The organism is Limnothrix sp. FACHB-406 (assembly GCF_014698235.1).
GTDB lineage: Bacteria > Cyanobacteriota > Cyanobacteriia > CACIAM-69d > CACIAM-69d > CACIAM-69d.
The window spans coordinates 330,612-348,178 of record NZ_JACJSP010000001.1 but is presented as its reverse complement, the minus strand read 5'-3'; the positions used below and the strand labels follow the sequence as shown (position 1 = coordinate 348,178).

General features: G+C 53.7%; 19 protein-coding genes. 15 read left to right on the top strand and 4 right to left on the bottom strand.

What is annotated here, in order from left to right; all coding sequences use genetic code 11:
* Positions 1–360: 360 nt before the first annotated feature.
* From H6G53_RS01420 to H6G53_RS01385, 8 genes are all read left to right on the top strand, one after another.
* Complete coding sequence (locus tag H6G53_RS01420) at positions 361–765, top strand: rubredoxin (protein WP_099534301.1); 405 nt, start codon at positions 361–363, stop codon at positions 763–765.
* Between the two features lie 95 nt (positions 766–860).
* Positions 861–1,892, top strand: a complete 1,032-nt coding sequence (locus H6G53_RS01415; RefSeq protein ID WP_099534300.1) for a photosynthesis system II assembly factor Ycf48 — start codon at positions 861–863, stop codon at positions 1,890–1,892.
* 35 nt (positions 1,893–1,927) lie between these two features.
* Complete coding sequence (locus H6G53_RS01410; RefSeq protein ID WP_190530697.1) at positions 1,928–2,152, top strand: hypothetical protein; 225 nt, start codon at positions 1,928–1,930, stop codon at positions 2,150–2,152.
* A 91-nt stretch (positions 2,153–2,243) separates the two neighbouring features.
* The gene (gene psbE / locus H6G53_RS01405; protein ID WP_190530696.1) at positions 2,244–2,495 is read left to right on the top strand and encodes a cytochrome b559 subunit alpha; all 252 of its coding nucleotides are present in this window, start codon (positions 2,244–2,246) and stop codon (positions 2,493–2,495) included.
* Positions 2,496–2,517: 22 nt separating this feature from the next.
* Positions 2,518–2,652: a cytochrome b559 subunit beta gene (gene psbF / locus H6G53_RS01400; RefSeq protein ID WP_099534297.1), complete on the top strand. Its 135-nt coding sequence runs from the start codon at positions 2,518–2,520 to the stop codon at positions 2,650–2,652.
* A gap of 12 nt (positions 2,653–2,664) precedes the next feature.
* Positions 2,665–2,784, top strand: coding sequence for a photosystem II reaction center protein L (locus H6G53_RS01395; protein ID WP_099534296.1), 120 nt, complete (start codon positions 2,665–2,667; stop codon positions 2,782–2,784).
* 214 nt (positions 2,785–2,998) lie between these two features.
* The gene (locus tag H6G53_RS01390; protein WP_099534295.1) at positions 2,999–3,118 is read left to right on the top strand and encodes a photosystem II reaction center protein J; all 120 of its coding nucleotides are present in this window, start codon (positions 2,999–3,001) and stop codon (positions 3,116–3,118) included.
* Positions 3,119–3,628: 510 nt separating this feature from the next.
* Complete coding sequence (locus H6G53_RS01385) at positions 3,629–4,303, top strand: DUF3318 domain-containing protein (RefSeq protein ID WP_099534294.1); 675 nt, start codon at positions 3,629–3,631, stop codon at positions 4,301–4,303.
* A 166-nt stretch (positions 4,304–4,469) separates the two neighbouring features.
* On the opposite strand, the gene H6G53_RS01380 is transcribed toward H6G53_RS01385, so the two are convergent.
* Together H6G53_RS01380 and H6G53_RS01375 are read right to left on the bottom strand one after the other, a co-directional pair.
* Positions 4,470–4,841 (bottom strand): DUF6464 family protein, encoded by a 372-nt coding sequence (locus H6G53_RS01380; protein WP_099534293.1) that lies wholly within the window; start codon positions 4,839–4,841, stop codon positions 4,470–4,472.
* Between the two features lie 146 nt (positions 4,842–4,987).
* The gene (locus H6G53_RS01375) at positions 4,988–5,161 is read right to left on the bottom strand and encodes a hypothetical protein (protein ID WP_190530695.1); all 174 of its coding nucleotides are present in this window, start codon (positions 5,159–5,161) and stop codon (positions 4,988–4,990) included.
* A gap of 209 nt (positions 5,162–5,370) precedes the next feature.
* On the opposite strand from H6G53_RS01375, the gene rpsD reads away from it, so the two are divergent.
* Positions 5,371–5,979, top strand: coding sequence for a 30S ribosomal protein S4 (gene rpsD, locus H6G53_RS01370; RefSeq protein WP_099534291.1), 609 nt, complete (start codon positions 5,371–5,373; stop codon positions 5,977–5,979).
* Between the two features lie 127 nt (positions 5,980–6,106).
* Here rpsD and H6G53_RS01365 read toward each other — a convergent pair whose 3' ends face one another.
* Positions 6,107–7,540, bottom strand: a complete 1,434-nt coding sequence (locus H6G53_RS01365) for a circularly permuted type 2 ATP-grasp protein (protein WP_099534307.1) — start codon at positions 7,538–7,540, stop codon at positions 6,107–6,109.
* Positions 7,541–7,859: 319 nt separating this feature from the next.
* Between H6G53_RS01365 and H6G53_RS01360 the strand changes: the two genes are divergently transcribed.
* From H6G53_RS01360 to H6G53_RS01350, 3 genes are all read left to right on the top strand, one after another.
* Positions 7,860–8,024: a hypothetical protein gene (locus H6G53_RS01360; protein ID WP_190530694.1), complete on the top strand. Its 165-nt coding sequence runs from the start codon at positions 7,860–7,862 to the stop codon at positions 8,022–8,024.
* Positions 8,025–8,286: 262 nt separating this feature from the next.
* On the top strand, positions 8,287–8,487 hold the full coding sequence (locus H6G53_RS01355) for a hypothetical protein (protein WP_099534289.1): 201 nt from the start codon (positions 8,287–8,289) through the stop codon (positions 8,485–8,487).
* Between the two features lie 229 nt (positions 8,488–8,716).
* Entirely contained in the window at positions 8,717–9,025 is a 309-nt protein-coding gene (locus H6G53_RS01350) for a hypothetical protein (RefSeq protein ID WP_190530693.1), read from the top strand.
* Between the two features lie 106 nt (positions 9,026–9,131).
* Here H6G53_RS01350 and H6G53_RS01345 read toward each other — a convergent pair whose 3' ends face one another.
* The gene (locus tag H6G53_RS01345) at positions 9,132–9,338 is read right to left on the bottom strand and encodes a hypothetical protein (protein ID WP_099534287.1); all 207 of its coding nucleotides are present in this window, start codon (positions 9,336–9,338) and stop codon (positions 9,132–9,134) included.
* A gap of 260 nt (positions 9,339–9,598) precedes the next feature.
* Here H6G53_RS01345 and H6G53_RS01340 point away from each other — a divergent pair, with 260 nt between their 5' ends.
* The 3 genes from H6G53_RS01340 (at position 9,599) to H6G53_RS01330 (ending at position 17,455) form a co-directional block, all read left to right on the top strand.
* The gene (locus H6G53_RS01340) at positions 9,599–13,492 is read left to right on the top strand and encodes a PAS domain-containing protein (RefSeq protein WP_190530692.1); all 3,894 of its coding nucleotides are present in this window, start codon (positions 9,599–9,601) and stop codon (positions 13,490–13,492) included.
* Positions 13,493–13,892: 400 nt separating this feature from the next.
* Positions 13,893–14,333 carry a response regulator gene (locus tag H6G53_RS01335; protein ID WP_190530691.1) on the top strand — a complete coding sequence of 147 codons (441 nt, stop codon included), beginning with the start codon at positions 13,893–13,895 and terminating at the stop codon, positions 14,331–14,333.
* A 1,124-nt stretch (positions 14,334–15,457) separates the two neighbouring features.
* Positions 15,458–17,455 (top strand): diguanylate cyclase domain-containing protein, encoded by a 1,998-nt coding sequence (locus tag H6G53_RS01330; protein WP_099534283.1) that lies wholly within the window; start codon positions 15,458–15,460, stop codon positions 17,453–17,455.
* Positions 17,456–17,567: the final 112 nt, after the last annotated feature.

The following is a 17,567-nucleotide window of genomic DNA, read 5'->3' as shown; positions in this document are numbered from 1 at the left end:
GTTTGCCAACCCAAGGGCTGGCCATCACTTGCTGGAAGCTGCTGGAAGCTGGCGCTCATTATTCTGACATGAACGAATCGATGAAAACTTTGGATGCTGGGGATTTGATGGCTTTTTGGGGGATTTTGCGCAGGGTCGATCGCCCCAGAGCCTAGACCAGAGGGGCGATCGCGCCTGTGCGATAATCGTTAAGACAATCTTTTAATCCCAGTAATTAGCCCACGTTAACTAGCCCAGGTTAACGGTGGCGGAGCATGGGCCTGTGCCCGGCTCCATGGGGCTAAACCCGATCGAGTCCTGACCGCGATCGGCTCGGTTGAATTCCCGTCGTTTCGATCTTCACGCTTCCTGTCGCAACCCATGACTCATCCACCAGAGGACTCACCGATCGAACCGATCGCGGCTGCCGACTCCAGCGCGATCGAGGCCACCTCCTCGGAACCGGCCGCCCCCGCCCCGCCCGATCGCTATGAATGCCGCTCCTGTGGCTATGTCTACGAACCCGGCAAGGGGGATGAGCGTCGGAACGTGGCCCCCAACACCCCCTTCGAGACCCTGCCTGAAAATTGGCGCTGTCCCGTTTGTGGCGTGAAAAAATATCAATTCAAAAGCATCGGCCCCGCCGGCAAAGCCTCCGGATTTGACGAAAACCTCGGCTACGGCATTGGGGTTAACACCCTCACTCCCGGTGCAAAAAACGTCCTCATTTTCAGCGTTTTGGGCCTGGGAATTCTGTTGCTCCTGAGCTTTTATGGTCTGAATTAGCCCAAGGCAGTTCCCTTGGCTGATTCCCGCTGAGCACCCCTTTCAGACCGCACCGAAACTCTCGATTCCGGTCACCTCATCATCCCATTCATCCCATGACCCACTGGCTTCGTAATCTATTCCCCAAATTATTGCCTGTCCTGTTTGCGGCCCTGCTTTGCGTGGGCTGCACCGCTCGCAAAATTGACTCCGTAGCGGCCAACCCCTGGGAGGTGATTAACCTGCCCACCGAACAAACCATGTTGGATGTGACCCTGGTGGGCAAGGGGCCCCACGGCTGGATGGTGGGTAAAGGGGCCACCATCCTGGAAACCACTGACGGTGGTAAAACCTGGGCCGATAAGTCCCTGGATCTGGGTGACTCGCCCTATAACTTGGAGTCCGTGAGTTTCTCGGGCAAAGAGGGCTGGATTGTCGGTAAGCCCGCCATCCTGCTGCATACCACCGATGAGGGTAAAACCTGGTCGGAAATTCCCCTCAGCAACCAACTGCCCGGCGATCCACGCTTGATTGTGGCTTTGGGATCCCAGCAGGCCGAAATGATGACCGACTTGGGAGCCATTTACCGCACCACGGACGGCGGCCGCAACTGGAAAGCCATGGTGCAAGAGTCGATCGGGGTGGTGCGCAACGTTTCCCGATCGAGCAGCGGTAAATACGTCTCCGTTTCCTCGCGGGGGAGCTACTACTCCACCTGGACTCCTGGCGATGAAGCTTGGCAGCAACACAACCGCAACAGCTCGCGCCGTCTGCAAAACATGGGCTTTGGCCCTGACGATCGCCTGTGGTCTCTCGCACGCGGTGGCCAGGTGCAATTCAGCAGTCCCACCGATGTGGAAACCTGGGCCGCCACCACCAGCCCCGAACTGCGCAACAGCCTTGGGCTGCTGGACTTGGCCTATCGCAATGATCAGGAGTTGTGGATTACTGGGGGGAGCGGCGATTTGCTCGCCAGCTATGACGGCGGTAAAACCTGGCAGAAGGATCGCGCCGTCGGCGATGTGCCCTCCAATTTCTACCGAATTCTGTTCTTTGGGCAGGATCAGGGCTTTGTGCTGGGTCAAAACGGCGTAATCTTGCGCTATGACACAGCCAAGCTCAATGCCGCAGCTCCGGCTGCCAGCTAAGGCGATCGCGGCTTTGCCGATCGATTTTCGGTGAGTTGCGGCCGGGAACGTTGTTGGTGCTCGATCGCTGGTGGATTAGTCGCGGGTTTCTGCATCGGTTCATGTGCCGGTTCATGACAATCGCGGGACGCATCCCCAGCGATCGCCCGATCCCCGCCGCCCCTCGCAAAAAGCTCGATCGCCCAGGATTGGCTTGTGGAGTTTTTCCCCCGTTCTGTATCATGGAAACCAGCAATTGCCCATTCTCCGGCCGTCGCTGAAGTTCCCAAAACTCAGCGGTTTCCGGGTTGAATGATTGGGCAAGCCGCTAGCTCTTGTTTAATTTTCCATTGAGAGAAGACTAAAGAGACTATGTCATCTGGATCAACTGGTGAGCGTCCGTTTTCGGACATCGTAACGAGCATCCGCTATTGGGTCATCCACAGCATCACCATCCCGGCTCTGTTTATCGCTGGTTGGTTGTTTGTCAGCACGGGCTTGGCCTACGACGCATTCGGAACGCCCCGCCCCAACGCATACTTCACCGAGACGCGCACCGAAGTGCCGATCGTGCAAACCCGTCAAGGCGCTAAGACTCAGATTGATCAGTTCTTGCAGAAGTAGTTATTGAGCGTTTTTAACAATCATGGCGACGCAGAATCCCAACCAGCCCGTTGTTTACCCGATTTTTACCGTTCGTTGGTTGTCAGTTCACGCACTGGCAGTACCGACGGTGTTCTTCCTGGGCGCGATCGCGGCCATGCAGTTCATTCAGCGCTAGGAGATTGTCACTGTGGAACGTAGCCCTAACCCCAACAAGCAACCCGTAGAGCTGAACCGGACTTCGCTCTATCTAGGTCTGCTGTTTATTTTCGTGATTGGCATTTTGATGTCCAGCTACTTCTTCAACTAGGCTGGTCAACTGAGCCGCGCAAGCACTTAAGCTCCGGCTTAAGCCTTGGCTGCTGATTGGCTGCTGAATTGATGAAGCATTCGTTGAATGATCGTTGAATGGTCAACGAATGATCAACATCCTCCAGCCCTGAGCTGGGGAAACTATTCAGTGTGATGCGCTCTAGTGGCGCGTCCTCATCAAACCCTATTTCCTTACTAAGGAGGTCACGGCTGTGTCTGGAGGCGGACGAATTCCCCTGTGGGTTGTCGGCACGATCGCCGGTATTGGTGTCATCGGTGTTGTCGGTTTGTTTTTCTATGGCGCTTACGTCGGTCTTGGTTCGTCGATGTAATTTTGGCTGCCTGTTGATTGGGAACGCTCTTGTCGCTTGGCACAAGGGCGTTTTTGCTGATTAGGGTCTGGTCAATGGGAATCAGCGGTTAGGGTTGCCAGCGGCACAATCCAGCCCAGGGCCCCCACCCGATCGAACCCTGGCCAATGGTGGTGGAACCGTGGCAGAACCCCATGGCAACCGCTGAAGATGTGCGATTGGCGACCGGGAGCCGGAAACGGGGCGCGATATACTGCAAATACCCGATCAGATCACCAATCAACGAGCACTGTTCCGCAAGTTGGCATGGGCCCCTGATCAGCCAGAGCCGGACAAGGTTCCCCAGCGATCGATGGCTTGGTTTCCATTAATTCCCATTAAACGGAGCCACCAGCCCAGGGTGCGATCGCCATTGTCCAGAACCTTGCCCAGAACCTTAGAACAGTTGATCGACGGATGCCGGGGTGGGTTGCTCTCCCCAGCTAGATTCGGGTTGTTTCCGGTGCTTTTTCGGTTTGGATACCAGTTGCAATGACCTCGTTTTCCACAGCTCGATCGGATCTCAGCGAACTTCGACGACTCAAAAGCCTGTTGCCCCCTGAGCTACAGAGCTGGGTAACCGTTGAAAAGGCCATGGACGTGAATCCGCCCCTGATTCGTTGCGAAGAAATCGGCAAGGATCAGGTGGAAATTCAGGTGGATTTGGTGGCCTGGGAGCAATTCGCGAAGGATCAGCGCAATTTGCTGTTTTGGCACGAGGTGGCCCGCATTCAAAACGACACCATCCCGCGCGACGGCTGGGAAATGGCGGCCCTGGCGATCGGGCTAGGCGGTGCGGTGGGTGAACTGTGGGTACAAGACGGCCTGTTGCTGCTGTTGGCCTTGGGGCTGTGTGGAGTGTCCGGCTGGCGGCTCTATCAGAAAAACAACAGCGATCGACAACTGAAAGAGTCGATCGAGGCCGATGAAAAGGCGATCGCCCTAGCCGCTCGGTTTGGCTATTCCTTGCCCAATGCCTACAAAAGTTTGGGCAGCGCCCTGAAAACCCTGGTGGAACAAACCCCTAAAAAGAAATTGCGCAGCCGGTATGAATCGCGACTGCAATCCCTGAAGCGTAGTGCCGCCAAGGCCAAAGCTCGGATGCAAGGTGGCCCAGAGTCGGAGCCGAATTTTTACCGCGATCGGGATCGGCAGTTGGAGTTTTAAAGTTGGCGTTTTAAAACTGGCATTTTGAAGCTAGTGCTTTGAGGCCGGGCCCTGAAGTGCCGCTTGAACATTTTGGGGGGATCCCGCAGTTGGCGAGATCCCCCCATGATTTAGGCCCAGACAGCTCAACCCAGCTAGGCTGAATGGGGCTTGATCATCTGGATCATTAGGCCCGCTTAGGAATCAGTTCAAAGGAGCGACAGCCCAAGCAGGGGCCCGACGGGTTCACGGCACAACGGAGCAGTTCCGATCGCGCATTGAATCGACAGCGCGGATCGCCAATGATCCATTGACCTTCAAAGAAATTTTGCTCCGAGGGGCGCTGGGTTGCCTGTACATGCAACGCAATCTTGTAGAGATGGTAGCGGCCCGATCGCAGTTGATAGCGATGGTGTCGTTCCAAGACTGCGTAGGTCTTGCCGGCCAAGTCTAAGTAGCTGCCGGGCTGAGGATGCCAATCAAGTTGCACATCACCGAGGGACTCACGAGGGTGGGTGACAATCACCTCCGTGGGCAATGAGGGTGGATCTTGTTGCATGGGCAAACGGGGGAAGGATTCAGAAGGAACCTGGTTGACAAACTCGATCGGGCAGTTTGCAATCGGATGATGGGAAATCGGCGCGAGGGCCTGGCCCCTTGGGGCGATCGCCCGGCATTCGCAATTGTCCTATCCTAGCCCGAGACTCACCGGAATCCGGCGGCCACCTCACCGGTCGATCGCACAGGGATCCACAATCCAGGGCCAAACCACCGATCAGCCCGGGCGATTTTGGATCGATCGGCCCAGCCAACAAAATCATCCAAGTCCGCCAAGCAATGGCCCCAAAAATCCAGCCCGCATGACTGCGCCGTTGCCACGCAAAAAATGCGCGGGAATTTTGTGCAAAACATTAGGGCGATCGCGCCAATACCTGTATACTGGTCAGTCTGGAAACGTATGCCGCGGCTGGCACGTTTGTCATAAGCTTTCTGGCTCAGAAGCTTGCGTTGCTTGATCTCCAACCGTCCTTCCCGTTGTCGATTAGGCGCAAAAACCGCAACAAGGAAAGGAATCTAAAGTCTTAGTTATGTCTCGATACAGAGGTCCGCGTCTCCGCATTGTGCGTCGTTTGGGCGAGCTGCCGGGTTTGACCCGCAAGAGTGCCAAGCGTGCCTACCCGCCCGGACAACATGGCCAAAACCGCAAAAAGCGTTCGGAATATGCCGTGCGCTTGGAAGAAAAGCAAAAGCTGCGGTTTAACTATGGTGTCAGCGAGCGCCAAATGTTGCGCTACGTTCGGAAAGCTCGTCGGGCAGCCGGTTCCACGGGAACGGTGCTGTTGCAACTGCTGGAAATGCGCCTAGATAACACCGTATTCCGTTTGGGCATGGCTCCCACCATTCCCGCCGCTCGTCAGTTGGTGAACCATGGCCACATCATGGTCAACGGCCGGCGCGTGGACGTGGCTAGCTACCAGTGCCGTCCTGGGGACGTGGTTACGGTGCGGCCGAAAGATCAATCGCGCAAAATTGTGGAAAACAACCTGCAATTCCCCGGTTTGGCCAACATGCCCAGCCACCTGGAATTTGACAAGGAAAAGTTGACCGGCAAGGTGAACAGCGTGATCGATCGCGAGTGGGTGGCGCTGCAAATCAACGAACTGCTGGTGGTTGAGTACTACTCTCGCCAAGCTTAGGTTCGTTGGGGCCAGATTCCCCACTTCTATGCAAATTTGGGATTCAGGTTTCTGGATCCATTGCCAAAAAGGCAATTCAAGAGTCACCCAGCCCGATCGGTTGGGTGATTTTTTTCGATTGCAATGCCTAATCCATCAACACCCAAGTGTCCTTGGAGCCGCCCCCTTGGGAAGAGTTGACCACCAGCGATCCCCGACGCAGGGCCACCCGTGTCAGACCGCCGGGATGCACATAGATATCCTCCCCGTAGAGAACATAGGGGCGCAAATCCACATGGCAGCCCTCAAACTCCCCATCGAGCAGGGTGGGAACCCGCGACAGGCAGAGGGTGGGTTGGGCGATGTAGTTGCGGGGGTTGGCCCGGATTCGATCGGCAAAATCGGCCTGTTGCTCGGCGGTGGATTGGGGGCCAATCAACATGCCATAGCCCCCGGATTCATTGGCCGCCTTGACCACCAATGAATCCAAATGTTCCAGCACATAGGTCAAGTCCGCCGGTTCCCAACAAAGATAGGTGGGCACGTTGGGGATCATGGCCTCTTCATTCAGGTAGTAGCGAATCATTTTGGGCACGTAGGCATAAACTGCCTTGTCGTCGGCCACGCCGGTTCCCAGCGCATTGGCGATCGCCACTCGTCCCGATCGATACACATCCGTTAGCCCAGGCACGCCCAACATAGAATCGGGGCGAAACACCTGAGGATCGATGAAGTCGTCGTCAATCCGTCGATAAATGGCATCCACCCGTTGCAGGCCTTTGGTGGTTTGCATTTGCAAATAGCCATCGGCCACCACCAGGTCTCGCCCCTCCACCAGTTCCACGCCCATTTGTTGAGCCAGGAAAGAATGCTCAAAATAGGCGGAATTGTAGATTCCCGGCGTGAGCACAACGACGGTGGGATTGGCCAGGCGATCGGGCGTAAGGTTCAGCAGCGTTTCCAATAATCGCGACGGATATTCATCCACCGCCTGAATGTTGGCGTTTTCAAAGACCTTGGGGAAGGTGCTTTTCATCACGCGCCGATTTTCCAAAACGTAGGAAATGCCCGACGGGCAGCGCAGGTTATCTTCGAGCACATAAAACTGCCCTTGGCGATCGCGCACCAAGTCGGTTCCGGTCACGTGGCACCAAATGCCCTTGGGGGGCTGCAATCCCATGCAAGGCTGCAAGAAGCCCTTGGCTGATTCGATTAAATCGCGGGGCAAAATACCATCTGCAATAATTTTTTGATCGCTATAGATATCCTGTAAAAAGCAATTCAGGGCATGAATTCGCTGTTTCAGACCCTGTTCGAGAGTTTGCCATTCTTGGGCGTTAATAATGCGCGGAATGATATCGAAGGGAAAGGCTCGCTCAATGCCTTCGCTGGCTCCATACACATTGAAGGTGACCCCCTGGCGGAAGAGGGCAATTTGAGCTGCTTCTTGGCGTTGGCTTACCTCGGCGGCCGACAGTGATCGGAGGCGATCGACCAAAAATTGGGCTTCGGGGCGGGGCTGACCGGGGCCGGCAAACATCTCATCGTAAAAGTCCCCTGGATCGTAGGAGTCCACATTCATAGGCGGATGCGTGGGCCGAGTCATGGGCTTTTGGGGTTGGGCCAGTAAAGAGTGAATCGGGTTGGGCGATCGCTGGCCGAGGCTCGGGGGTTGGGGTCGATCGCCCCTTAGCCCGTGATAACGCAGGGGCTGGCCGTGATTCTGTAAGTTTTGACGCGATCACGGTTGCCCAGAAATGCATGGAAGTTGAGCCAAGGTGTGACTGTTCCGGGGCGATCGCGCGGTGAAGCCTGAACCCAGGCTAAAGGAATCGGCGAAAGGCGTTGGTGATCTCGGAATCCAAACGAGCCTTCTCAATCATCCCAGATGGGCGATGACCATGGCGGTTGGCAGCGGGCAAGAGGTGGCGGCCCCAAGGGGTTGGGCCCCGGCGGGGGATCACCGGGCGATCGGGATCACAGCACCTCTGTCGGTGGATCACGCTTGGCCTGTGAAATTACCACCCACAATCATGGGCTTTCGTCACGCGATTGCGGGGAAATAATCACGGCTTGAATTACAGATGAATCACAACGTTCAAGCCAAAATCACGGCATATTTAATGTCATCGAGATAACTAATTCGCAAGTGCCCAGTGCCTTCATCACTCTTAAAAATTAGTTGTCTCCCATAGCTGGCTTTTGTCCTGTTTCGCCAACCCTTAACCAACTCCAAAGATCATGGCACTGAGCACTGAAACCCGATACATCAACATCGAATTTTTTGTTAGCAATCCAATTCTGAAATGCCCTGGGAGGTTCACAGACATGTCGCAAACAACCTGGTTCTACAAAGATATGTTGGCAGAACTGTTTTCGCGTGTTTGGGAATCCCGGTGCTTGACCATGAGCGATCGCTGGGGTCTGTCCCGTGCTCTGTTGAGCTGCTCGTTAGATCTCGAAGATTTGGCTGCAATCGATCGAATTGTTCACGCTGTGCGCCGTGGCTGGCTCAGTTGCGCAAATTAGTTCGGTAATGGGTTGAGCAATAATGGGTTGAGCAATTAGTTTGCTCCTGAGCTTTTGGATATCTAGCTTGCTTGCGTCCCGTGATATCTGACCCTGCACCATCTGCCCCTGGAATATGTGGCCTCACGATATCTAGCCTTCCGATATAATGGGCTTGCTCAGTTTTGTCAAAATTTCTTCAAGATTTTGAACTCATTGAGTAACTATTAGCAATCGTGTTGTCACTTCGATGATTCTTGGGCATCACTGGGAAAGTTTTCTCATTCAGTTTTTCATTCAGCATGGTTTGGGTTTGATTTTGGCCACCTATTTGGCGGGGTTCTCGATCGCCTACTGGCGATCGCTGAGTCACCGGTTACAAATCCTCAAACAACAACAGGCGGCTCCCGACCACTGGCGATCGGGAACCGCCTTGGTTTTGCAAACGATTTGGCCACAGTTACTCTGGTTCTGGCCTAAGCCCAACGCATCACCAAACACAATCAAGTCATCAAACATAATCAAGTCATCAAGCACAATCAAGCAGATCAATAACTGACTGGATACTTAAATGAATGCTGTGGAGCAATTAAGTTTCTGTAAGTTCCTGGATTGATTTTGCACGGACTGTTGATTAGTGTTTGATGAAGTTAGATTAATTGCTCTTAATTGCTGGCTTCGGAGTTGGCAGTTTCTGGAACCACAAAGAGCAGTAATTTATCAGGATATAATTCATCCTTGGCTCGTTCAGCAAGGGCTTGAACTGAGAAGTTGGGAACAATGATGGTATCGCCATCTTGAGCATTACGAATCACTTGCTCTAAGTTGGCAGCCCAGTTGTCATCGTCAATCAGCGCGAGAGATTCGGCCATGGCTCTGAGGAAAAAGTCTAAAGAAGAGTGAAAGTTCACAAGAGCGGAGGAATGGCGCATCAAGAACTGGAAAGTTGCTGACTTTCACTAGCCCTTGATCGGCATTCATGGTTCATTTAACCACTGAAAGCATTTGGGAGCATGGTCGTTAACAATAGCTGCCAGGATTGATAGTTGGCAAAATTTGCGGTGTGATTGAAGTCTAATTTGGGTGTTTGAGGTTGCAGCACGCGATTGGCGGTTCTGCGTACCATTGGGAGATGGAATATCGGGTTTTGCCAACAACGGTAGTCTGTGCCGATCGCGATCGGGCAGAGCAGGTGGTGCAGTGGCTGGCGCAGGTGGATACGCACTGGGCCCAGGCCGCTTCGATCGTTGACGGGGCGATCGCCCAGCAGCAATGGTTGGCGAATGACAGTTCCCTGTGGCCAACGGGGTTGTTGGTGGTGGATGGGGCGGTGGTGAATGAGCAGGGAGAGCCGTTGTGGCGGTGTTTGCTCCCCTCTGGGTCACCGGTTGCGATGCCCTTGTCCGGGATGGTTGATGAACAATATCAGGTTTCGATCGCCCGCTTGTTGGTGGTGTTGGTGGACTCGCCCGCTGCGGAGGTGGCGGCCATTGAGGCGGGTGCGCTAGATGCTTTGGTGTGGTCGGCGTTGGCGGCGACGGGAGGCCTGATCCGGTTGGGGCGATCGTTGCGGTTGGTGCAAGGGGTGTTGGCCAATTGGGAGCGGCAGTTGGCGTTGGCGGTTCCTTTTGCGGAAGAAATAGGTGAAATCGCGGATTCGGCTGCGGTGATTGTGCGGGCCAGTGCGGAGAAACCAAATTCAGGAACCCAATTGGCCAGCGGCCCGATCGCAAGCCCGATCGAAAACTCGACGATTAACCCAGCTTCCCACTCGAAGACGGGGGCAACTCCGGGCATCATTCCCGGTGTGGTCATCAATTGCGCCCCAGGGTTGCCTTCGATCGAGCAACCCCTGCTCGCAACGGCCAGTTGCGATCGGGAAGACCGCAATCGGGAAGACAACGACTCCACCCGTCCGATCGCCCCATGGACAGCGGACTTGGCAGCCCGTTCAGAATCAGGATTGCAGCCCAGTGATGATTCAGAATTGACGATCGGGTTGCCATCATCCGCGCCAATGGGCTGGCAACCGCAAGCTTCACCGGCCAACCCCGCCGGTCAGCGGCCCAGAGTGCCGTCAACCACCGTGCTACCCGGCTTGAGAATTCCCTTGGGGGGCGTTTTTTCGGGCCCTAGCAGCGATCGGGCCGGGATGGCCGCTGAGAGTTTATTAACCGGCCCTGAAATTAGACCTGAGATTGAACCGGAAATTAGACCGGAAACCAGCTCTGATCCTGGAATTTGCCCCGAAATTAACCCCGAAATTAACGTTGATACCAGCCCCGGAGTTAACCCTGAAATTAACCCCGAAAACTCGATCGAGGCGGTTGCCATGCCGCCGGCCCCAAGTGCCGAGGGCAACGGGCCGAAAATAGTGCCCACTGAGGGCGAAATTACCGCCATTCAAGGCGATCGCCTGCCAGCCTTGGGAGCAGCCGATCGATCTCAAGCGGCATCCCAATCGTGGTTAGCGGTCTTGGATCAGGTGTTGGATCACACGATCGATGGAATCGTGATTGTGAACCGTGAGGGGCGAATTGACTATGCCAACCCGGCGGCCTGTCAGCTTTTTGGGCGATCGCCGGAACAGTTGGTGGGCGAACACCTTGGAATTCCGATCGGCTCCGAGAAAACCACAGAAATTGATATTCTGCACCCCGATGGTTCCGTGGGCGTGGGCGATTTAAATGTGTCCCCGATCGAGTGGTTGGGGGAGCCGGCCTATGCCGTGGCCATTCGGGATGTGAGCGATCGCAAGCGGGTTGAGGCAGACTTGCGCTATCGCCTCAGCCTGGAAAGTGTGGTGGCCTATGTGGCGCGTCTGTTGGTGACTGCCGATGATGATGTGCGGTTTGGGTCTGTTTTGGAAGCGGTGGGGCGAGCCATGTTGGCCGATCGGGTCTTGCTGCTCCATGGGCCCATGGAACGCCCCCTTTTGAACCTGGCCTGCGAGTGGCATGAAGAGAATCAAATGCCCGTGGTACGAGACTTTAACCGCCTTGGCGGCCATTTGCCGCCCCTTTGGACTGAGCAATTAGGGCGCGATCGAGCCGTGGTGATTGAATCCCGACAGGCCCTGCAATCGGAAGATTCCGCCGTGACCGAGTGGCTCAACTGCTTGGGAGCCAACTCCGTGCTCATTGCCGCCATTCACGATCGCCGGGATGCCCTCTGGGGAGCCTTGGTGCTTTGTGTTCATCAAGCGCGTTCCTGGTTAGCCCAAGACCTGCAAATTCTGCAAACCATTGGGGACACCATCTATGCCTGGTACGATCGCCAAGCCACCCAAGATCGGCTGCGAGCCTCAGAAGCGCTCTACTCCAGCATTTTTGAGCGATCGGACGAACGAATTTTTTTGGTCAATGTCCACCCAGACGGACGGTTCACCTACGAAACCGTGAACCCCGCCTTTGAACGGGCCTTGGAACACCGCGCCACCCACATCATCGGTCGATCGCCCCAAGACCTGTTTCCCCCCAGTTGTGCCACGCCGATCATTGCTCGGTTTCGAGCCTGTGTTGCCGGCCGGGACACCATCCGTTGCGAAGAAGAGCTGATGATTCGGGGTAAACAGCGAATTTGGCACACCAGCTTAGTCCCCATCCGCGATGCCTGGAACCGCGTGATTAAGCTCCTGGGCAGCGCCCGCGACATTACCCAAGAGCGAGAAGCCGCCCTCCAGCGCAACAACCAAAACCGCTATCGGCAACTGCTCGCCTCGATCGCCTTCAAAATTCGCCAATCTTTGGATATTCAGGTGATCTTGGGGCGCACGGTCAGCGAACTGCAAAAAACCCTCAAAGCCGATCGCGTGATGTTCTACCGTTGCCAAGCGGACGGCAACGGATCGATCGCCGCCGAAGCCATCGCCCAGCCCTTCGGGGCGATCGACCCCAGCCACACCTGGTGTTGCACCCTCAACCTAGACAACACCCACCCCAACCTCGATCGCTACTGGCAGGGGCAAATTTCCTGCGAAGACGACCTCACCCAACTGCAACTGTCCCCCGAACAGCGCAGTTGCATCGATAGCCTCAGCATTCGTAGCCAAGTGATCGTCCCCGTCACCATCGCCGCCGTTCACTTCAATCCCAGTGCCCTTGGATTTGTGCCCCCGGAAGTGCTGACCGATCGGCTACAACCGGCCACCATTCTGTTGGGGCTGCTGTGCCTTCAGCAATGTCAGGGGCCAAGGCATTGGACTTCCTTTGAAATTGACCTGTTGCAACAACTGGCCGGACAACTGAGCATTGCCCTTTACCAAGCCCACCTCCTTGAAGAACGCACCAGAGCCATTGAAGGATTGCGGCGCTCCAACGAACAGCTCCAGCAATTTGCCTACGTCGCTTCCCATGACTTGCAAGAACCCCTGCGTGGCATCATTGCCTTCTCAGAAATGCTCACAGAAGAATGCGCCCCCCAGCTTGATCAAAACGCCCAAGAATATTTGCAATTCATCATCGACAGCGGCCAACGAATGCGCCAATTGATTCGAGATCTTTTGGCCTATTCCAGAGTGGAAACTCGCGGCCGAACCCTAGAACCGGTTGATTGCAGCCAGATTATTGAGATCGTACTTAATAATTTACGATTAGCAATTCAAGATAATCAGGCCACTATTCAGGCTAAAAATTTGCCCATTGTTTTGGCCGATTCCATGCAATTGGCACAGCTTTTTCAAAATCTCATTGGCAATGCCCTAAAATTTCGGGGCAAATCCAATCCTGTCATTACCATTACTGCTAATCACGAAGAGCATCATTGGCGTTTTCAGGTCATTGATAATGGCATTGGAATTGACCCACAATATAGCGATCGAATTTTTAATATTTTCCAAAGACTCCATAACCGTGAAGAATATGAAGGGACTGGCATTGGGTTAGCCATCTGTCGGAAAATTATTGAGCGTCACGGTGGCTCGATCGGGGTGCAATCTCAACTCGGCCAAGGATCGTCATTCTGGTTTACGATTCCCGACCAGCCCGAAACCATTCCCATCACTGAGCTAAATTTTAGCCCCAGCTAGCGATCGCAACCCTGTAGGATTGATGTTTAATTCCGCTCGATCGCCCGTGCCATGGGTTTTCGGCCGTGTTATTAAAGCCAATGATTGTTATTAAATTGCCCAATCGTTTGAGTTAGGCCAGCCCAAGGAGTGCCATGAGTGCAAGGGACTGAATTGGTTGAGTGGGTTTAATGGAGTAATTGCCAGACAACAGCAGGATTTCTCAGTTGAGGGGTTCTTGATCGGGCTGTGCAGGGTTTGTTGATCGATCGAAGGATTGGTGAATGAGTGAGTTTGTGAGTGAATAGAAATGATGAGTCAATAGGAATATAATTCCATTAATAATGACCCCCAATTTCAGAATCATTACCCCTTTCAGCAAATGAGCAGGCAGTGACCAGGTTGTTAGGATGTCGTTATAATGCCAGCAAAAAATATTGAAATTTTACTCATTGAAGATTCAGCGGTTGATGCCAGGCTAACAGAAAGGCTGTTTGGGCGGCTGAATATTCCCCATCGATTACACTTGGTGCGAGATGGCGAAGAAGCAATCAAGTTTTTAGAGAAAACAGCATTGGTTCCTGGAAAATACTGGCCCGATTTAATTCTTTTAGATTTGAACTTACCCCGTCGTAGTGGCTATGAAGTCTTAGAAGCAATTAAAAAACATCCATCACTCAAAATTATTCCTGTCATTGTGATGACCACTTCTGATCAAGAGGAAGATATTCGCAGATGCTATGAATTGCAAGCCAATGCCTACATTACCAAGCCAGATAGTTTACATAGTCTTTTAGAAACGCTATTGGCGATCGAGGCGTTTTGGTTACGTTCTGTGAAATTACCCTCTCCAAAGTTCTAAAAGCCATCATCGGTTTACTGTTTGAAAATAAAACCCAGAAATAAAACCCAGAGATAAAACCTGAAAATGAAGCCTGGAAATGAAGCTTAGAAATAAACTCTGAAAATAAAATAGATAATTTTTCACTGCTGACAATATGAAACTTGAAGTGATGGTGTAAGATCATACAAGTTCTTGTTCTTGATGTTGATTATTTACTTGATTATTTATTTTGACGAGTTAGTTAATTTTAATATGGTTGTTCCCTGCAAAGAAACCGAACAGATTGGATGAGCCGCTTGTATAACTAAACTTGACCACTATCGATCGAATCGTTAGCTAAAATTGATATAGAGCCTTTACCCGGAACGATCGGCACGCCATATCACAGATGCCATGCAGCAATCATTAGGTGGACATTAGCCACCCTACAGATAACTACAAATAACTATAGATAACTGTGCGTCGTAAGCGAGGTAAGGGCTGTATTTGAATCTGTAATCACTCTGGTAGCATTTCGCACATTGCTCAGACATTCCTTGACCATGCTTGGGTTGCTTTGGGTTAATACTGAACAATTGACCGATCGAGAGCGCATGATTGATCCTGAAAATATTCAAGGACAGTGATGTTTCTATCACAGCGTAAAAACAATCCAAGAATATTGATTGGTAGGCTTCTCTCGTTAATACTTAGACGAAAATCATGAGTTTGATCAGCTCACTTGCTAAGACTTCCCAGTTTAAGGTTGGTCTTAAAAAGATGGGTCATGATGTATAGGGCAGGAATTTGCATGAGATAGACCTAACGAGCCGAACTTCCAAGGATGTTCGGCTGTGCCTTTACTTTGCCTTTACCTTTGGGAAAGTTCTGGTCATGGGGTTGGTTAAATGAGTAGGATCACTGGGATTCTGCTAGACAACCGCCCTCAAGGTCTGATTGCTTTCTGGGTGGGAGGACTGCTGGAGTCGCATGGGCGGAAATGATTAGGCAAACCGGTGGCGGCAATTTTGCCAATCAATCCCCTTGGGGGTTGAGGTTTGGGTGGTTAGGCTGAAGTTGACAACGATCGAGGTCATTTGAGGTCAGTCATGCTATGCCACTCACGATCGCGCGGCCACAGGATCTAGGAGGTTAATTCAGCGGTGGGGGACTCAGCGATTGAAGTGCTGGTCGTGGAAGACAATCCCACGGATGCGCGATTATTGGAAATGATTTTGGCGAAGGTGACGACCCAAGGGTTTCGTTGGCGAAGGGTCGATCGCCTGAGCGATGCCCTGACGCTGTTGAATCAACGGCGGTACGATATTGTGCTGTTGGATTTGGCCCTGCCGGACAGCTACGGGCTGGATACGATTCGGCGGGTGCGATCGGCGGTGGCCGATGTGCCGATCGTGGTGCTGACGGGGTTGGATGACGAGGCGATCGGGTTGGCTTCCTTGCGCGAAGGGGCCCAAGACTACCTTTTAAAAGATGAATTGCGGCCAAATTTGCTGTCGCGGGCCATGCGCTATGCGATCGAGCGGCAACAAATTTTGGATGACCTGCGCCACAACCGCGAAGAATTGCAACGGCAGGAGTCGTTTTTGCGAGCAATTGTTGACGCGAACCCAAACTTTATTTTTGTGAAGGATGAACGAGGGCGATTCACCCTAGTTAATGAAGCTTTGGCAACGTTTTACAACACAACGCCCGGGCGAATGCTGGGCAAAACAGAAGCGGAACTAGGCGGAAACTCGGCCCAGGTGCAACATAGCCAGCGGGAGGAAGAATCGATTATTGAAACCATGCAAGAAAAATATATTGCCCAGGAGCCACGCCGCAGCTCAACGGGCGAAGTGCGTTGGTTTCAAACCATTAAAAAGCCCTTAATGTTGCCCAATTCAACCCAACGGCAACTGCTGGGCGTGATTACGGATATTACGGAACGGCAACAGGCGGAGGCCCTGTTGTGGCAACAGGCGGAACGGGAACAACTGCTGAGCCAAGTGACCCAGCAAATTCGCCGATCGCTAGATTTGGGGGAAATTCTGCAAACGACGGTGCAAACGGTGCGCGAAGTGTTGGGGGTGGATCAAACGGCCATCTATCGTCACTTGACTCCGGCGGGGATGGCGAGTCGATCGGACGCTGACCCATCCAGCACCCATGCACTGGAGCTGTCGGCGATGAATTGCCGTGATGCCGCTCCTCCAGTCTGTGGCAGCGAGGCGGTGACCGACGGGGCGGGCCTGGAGCGGTTGCTCTACCTCGTGAAGCATGAGATTTGGGAGGTGGAGGATGTGTTGGCGGACGATCGCTGGCCGGCCGCTTACCGGGATGCCATTGCCCAGGCGGGGGTGCGTGCCATCCTAGCCGTGCCCATTTTGCGAGGGGAAGCGGTGCCGGTGTTGCCGCTGAAAATGGACGATCGCCCAGAGGGCGGGGCCACCACGGGACATCCGCCTAATCCGCTTGGAGATGATCAGTGGGGACTGTTGGTGGTGTATCAGTGGCACGAACCCCACAGTTGGCAAGCCTGGGAAATTGAGTTTTTGAAGCAGTTGGCCGGCCAACTGGCGATCGCGATTCAACAGGCGGAGTTATATCGACGGTTGGAGTTGGCCAACCGAAAGTTGGAGCGACTGGCTACGTTGGATGGCCTGACGGGCATTTCCAACCGCCGCAGTTTCGATGAGGCCCTGGCCCGAGAGTGGCAAAGGGCCTTGCGCCAACAATCGCCCCTGGCGATTTTGGTGGGCGATATTGATTCGTTCAAAACCTATAACGATCGCTATGGCCATTTGGCGGGGGATGATTGTCTGCGCCAGGTAGCCCGCTCGATCGCCCAGGCCGTGAAGCGATCAACGGATCTCACGTTTCGCTATGGCGGGGAAGAATTCGCGGTAATTTTGCCGGAAACCCACATCGACGGAGCCATGACAGTGGCGCATGGCATTCTCGAAACCATCCGCGATTTGCAAATTCCCCATGCCTATTCGCCCGTGGCTTCGATCGTGACCCTCAGCTTAGGGGCCGCCAGTCTGATTCCGCGTGCCAATTTAGATCCCTCGGCGCTGGTGGCCGCAGCTGACTTAGCCCTGTTTGAGGCTAAAACCCGTGGTCGCAACCGAGCTTGCCCGAGCGGTGAGTTGTCCCACTGAGTTCTGTGGTGTGGGATCAACTCAGATCACATCAGTTAACTTGAGCAATTTCAGCAACTTTCAGATCACACCAGTTAACTTTAGTCACTTCACTTCAGCCAATTTCAGCAAC

Coding starts and splice junctions, on each gene's coding strand:
- H6G53_RS01340 (WP_190530692.1), top strand. CDS start 9,599: ATGGAATATCGGGTTTTGCCAACAACGGTAGTCTGTGCCGATCGCGAT.
- H6G53_RS01415 (WP_099534300.1), top strand. CDS start 861: ATGACCCACTGGCTTCGTAATCTATTCCCCAAATTATTGCCTGTCCTG.
- psbE (WP_190530696.1), top strand. CDS start 2,244: ATGTCATCTGGATCAACTGGTGAGCGTCCGTTTTCGGACATCGTAACG.
- H6G53_RS01360 (WP_190530694.1), top strand. CDS start 7,860: ATGGCGGTTGGCAGCGGGCAAGAGGTGGCGGCCCCAAGGGGTTGGGCC.
- H6G53_RS01380 (WP_099534293.1), bottom strand. CDS start 4,841: ATGCAACAAGATCCACCCTCATTGCCCACGGAGGTGATTGTCACCCAC.
- H6G53_RS01420 (WP_099534301.1), top strand. CDS start 361: ATGACTCATCCACCAGAGGACTCACCGATCGAACCGATCGCGGCTGCC.
- H6G53_RS01335 (WP_190530691.1), top strand. CDS start 13,893: ATGCCAGCAAAAAATATTGAAATTTTACTCATTGAAGATTCAGCGGTT.
- H6G53_RS01350 (WP_190530693.1), top strand. CDS start 8,717: ATGATTCTTGGGCATCACTGGGAAAGTTTTCTCATTCAGTTTTTCATT.
- H6G53_RS01385 (WP_099534294.1), top strand. CDS start 3,629: ATGACCTCGTTTTCCACAGCTCGATCGGATCTCAGCGAACTTCGACGA.
- psbF (WP_099534297.1), top strand. CDS start 2,518: ATGGCGACGCAGAATCCCAACCAGCCCGTTGTTTACCCGATTTTTACC.
- H6G53_RS01345 (WP_099534287.1), bottom strand. CDS start 9,338: ATGGCCGAATCTCTCGCGCTGATTGACGATGACAACTGGGCTGCCAAC.
- H6G53_RS01365 (WP_099534307.1), bottom strand. CDS start 7,540: ATGAATGTGGACTCCTACGATCCAGGGGACTTTTACGATGAGATGTTT.
- rpsD (WP_099534291.1), top strand. CDS start 5,371: ATGTCTCGATACAGAGGTCCGCGTCTCCGCATTGTGCGTCGTTTGGGC.
- H6G53_RS01355 (WP_099534289.1), top strand. CDS start 8,287: ATGTCGCAAACAACCTGGTTCTACAAAGATATGTTGGCAGAACTGTTT.